The organism is Myroides phaeus (genome assembly GCF_900099675.1).
Lineage (GTDB): Bacteria > Bacteroidota > Bacteroidia > Flavobacteriales > Flavobacteriaceae > Flavobacterium > Flavobacterium phaeum.
Genome location: NZ_FNDQ01000047.1, coordinates 1 through 3,572 on the forward strand (window position 1 = coordinate 1; position 3,572 = coordinate 3,572).

A 3,572-nucleotide genomic window follows, 5' to 3' on the forward strand; every position below is an offset into this window, starting at 1 on the left:
TGCTCACTCCAAATTATGTGCATAAAAAAATCCAGAGAGAAAATCCCTCTGGATGTATTGTTTAAAAACTTGTCAATCTATTTTAGGACTAGTCAGATCTACTTTATCTCTGCTTCAATAACTACTGTTGTCTCTTTGGAATCAGAAGATGAAGTACATGTACATGTAGTGCATGTAGTTGTTGTACAACGTGCAGCAGCTAAAGCTGATTCACTCAAAAAGGTAGGGATATTTCTATTTTCCACTTCTTGAATTGTTAATTTAACATCTTTTTTCATGATAATTAAAGTTTAAAAAGGTTAGACACTGAATTCAAAAATATAAAAATTTATTAAAAAAAGTAAAATAAAATCATAAAAAAAAATAAAACACTACTTTTTATACGTATTTATATATTGCTAAAACTATTTATTCAAATAAAAAACCACACCAAAATAAAGCATTACACCAGGAAAAAACTCCGAATAGATCTTGCTATAGTCGGTGTTGTAAACAATATTTCTCTCATTATTTCTATTGAACACATTATTTATAGATAAAAATGATACTAGCTTATTTTTTCCAATATCTAAAGACTTATTGATACTTATATCTACTCTAAAATAATTATCTAATTGTTTGGAGTTAAATAAATCTGAAAAGATTGGTTCATATGCCATTGCCTCAGAATTGAAAATAGAAGACACGACATCTGTATAGTATGTTCCTGGCCTAGTAGTAGATGAAATCGCTAGATTCCAACCTTTTTTATAATATGAGAGCGAGCCTTTAATAAAATATTTTAAATCATTTGATGCACGAGATGTTTCACCCCTATAGTTAAGTTCAGAATTCAGAAATGTATAAGACGCATTTAACTTTAAATCTTTCGTTATGTTATTCTCAAATTGGAACTCTAATCCATATATAGCACTATCATCAACTATATTATTCACTAACTCAAAAGAATTATTGATAACTCCCTTTTCTCTTTTTGAATAAATGGATGTCTTTATCTGAGTACTTCCTTTTTGGTAAGTATAATCTAATGAAACTTGAATGGAAGAGTTCAACGAAATTCTCTGATTAATAATACTTGGATTACTATAGCTATGATATTTACCCGCAGATAAAATAACGTTGTTATATTTATTTATGTTCCATCGAAGAAATGATTGGTAACTTAAATAATCATCTTTAAATTGAGTTTCATTAATACTATTATTTACAGGAAAATTCTTTCTAATGCCAGCTGACAAAACAAAATCACTGAAATTAATTTTCCCATATAAATACCCCTCTAGCATGTTAGTTTTTAGTTCATTATTTATATATGATATTGGTGATTGAGGTGTGAATGCGTAGAAAAAATCAGGATAATAACCTGAAAAATTACGTCTCAAATAATTATATGTATATCCCGTTTTTAAAAATAAACTTTCTAAATTAAAACTGAAATTTAATGAAGAATAAATACTTCCATCTCTTAATGTAATATCTATATTAGACAATGAAGCAGGGCTTTTAGAATAATCATACCCATTATTAAATGTTATTTTAAAGTTTTCAAATATTTTAGAGTAATTCACAACCATAAAGAATTGTGTTTTTGAGGCTTTATTTACAGCTACGGTGTTTAAAATTGATGTGTCTGCTTCAGAATTTTCCTTTATAAGATATGAAAATATATTAAAATAAGAATTATCTTTGTTAGATATCCGAATATTTGCTCCCATGTCAAAAGAAGAGAAATCCTTGAGAAAATCTATTCTCTCTTTATTGACATCTAAAAATAGAGTTGAAAATTGCTTGTTACTATATGCCTGAATAAAACTATCATTCCCAATCTTTCTACTCATCAAAAAACCTACACTTGCCAGTGAGAGAGAAACTTGAGAAGTATTATTGATGTCTTTTGATGTTTCTATTTCCACAATTCCAGCAGTACTATTACCATAGATTAAAGGTGGATTACTAGGGTATATTAATTGTTTGTCAAGCATTTCAGTATTAAATAAGCTGAAATTACCCAATCCATTTATTTGATTATTTCGCACAGGATTAAAGACTGGAACGCCATTTAATATAACTCTTGATTTATCTGGGTTACTTCCTCTAAATGAAGGATTAGCAGTTTCATCAGTATTAGTAGAATAAGGGTATATTAAAATAGCTTTTAAAGGATCAGCACTTGCAGTCGGATTAGAATATATATCTATCTTATCTAAATTTAAGACAGTATACTCTTTCGAAGCATTACTCTCGGAATTAAGTATTATTTCACTTAATATTTGAAATTCTTCTTCTAAAACAATACTTAATTCAATATTACTTTTTTTTCCTAAACATATCTTCTGTGTTTTAAAGCCCAATGCCGAAAACACCAAAATAAATGTCTCCTGTCCATTGAGCAGATCCTCTTTTATTTTTAATTCATAATTTCCATCGTAATCAGTTAATGTCCCCACTTCTGTTTTTGTATCTAAATACACGTTGGCAAAAGGAATCAAGCCTCCTCTTGTATCAGATAAATTACCTTTTATTGTAACTTTTTGAGCATAATTTGAGTTAACAATTCCTAACCCTAGGATAAGTATTACATTTATAAAAAGCTGCTTCATAAAAATAAAAAATCTCATATAATTTTTTTAAACAAGCGATTCAATTGATAATCATTTGGGAATTTTTCAATAGCTATTTTATAATATTCTTTTGCTTTTTCCTTATCTCCTTTTTCTATAAAGTATTTAATTATTATTTCATAAGCCATATTTCTTCCCCAAGAAGGTAATATAGGGTTTTTTATTGGCTGATTAGGTTGCTCCAAAGCTTTAATAATTAGACTTTCAGTTTCTTTTTTTCCCCCATACTTCTCAGGTGTATAATAATCTAAAGAGGCTAATCCTAAATAAGCTCTTAAATTCTTAGATTCTAATTCTATAGCTTTTTTAAAATTATTTTTTGCTTTATTACCAATTACACCAGCTTTCATCGGAGATTTAAATTGTATAGAAAAACTCTGTAAAGTTCCTAATAAAGCGTAACTTTCAGAGGATTTAGAAGTTTGTTCTAAATTTTCAATACTCTCATCAATTAGCTTTTCACTTTGCTCTTTGTTGTTATTTGCTATATAATAAATACCTTTATTATATTTTGCATATGCTTGCCAATAATTAGATATAGGACTATTTATTTGCTCTAATTTAGAAATGATTTGGTCTAATTTTTCAGTGTTTTTATTTACAAACGCCTTCTCAAATTCCAAGTCAATTTTATTTTGAATATCAAAAAGAAGAGAATCTTTTTGTTGTACATTAACTCTAGTAAATTCTGTATATGATATATCTTTTACACCTTTATCAGAGACACAACCATTAGTTATAGAAAAAAATGTAGAAGTAATTATAAGAATAAATTTCATAGTATTAAATTTAAATTTTATGCAATATATATAAATATCGTGAAAATTTAAATAAATTTTATGTTTTTATTAACCATTTAAATGTATCTCCGTTTAGTATCATAAGTGTATATTTTTAGTCTAAAGAAGAAAAGCCTCTATGAATATATTCACCTTTACCGCAGAATTTACA

The 3,572-nt window shown here is 27.2% G+C and carries 3 protein-coding genes; all 3 read right to left on the reverse strand.

Going from position 1 to position 3,572, the window contains the following annotated elements; genetic code table 11:
* Positions 1-98 precede the first annotated feature (98 nt).
* The 3 genes from BLT46_RS12955 to BLT46_RS12965 all read right to left on the reverse strand — a co-directional run bounded on the left by BLT46_RS12955 (position 99) and on the right by BLT46_RS12965 (position 3,400).
* The gene (locus BLT46_RS12955; RefSeq protein WP_090410530.1) at positions 99-278 is read right to left on the reverse strand and encodes a hypothetical protein; all 180 of its coding nucleotides are present in this window, start codon (positions 276-278) and stop codon (positions 99-101) included.
* Between the two features lie 126 nt (positions 279-404).
* Positions 405-2,618, reverse strand: coding sequence for a TonB-dependent receptor (locus tag BLT46_RS12960; protein ID WP_090410531.1), 2,214 nt, complete (start codon positions 2,616-2,618; stop codon positions 405-407).
* A complete protein-coding gene (locus BLT46_RS12965) occupies positions 2,615-3,400 on the reverse strand; it encodes a tetratricopeptide repeat protein (RefSeq protein WP_090410532.1) in 786 nt (261 codons plus the stop codon). The genes BLT46_RS12960 and BLT46_RS12965 overlap by 4 nt, the downstream gene beginning before the upstream one ends.
* Between the last annotated feature and the right edge of the window lie 172 nt (positions 3,401-3,572).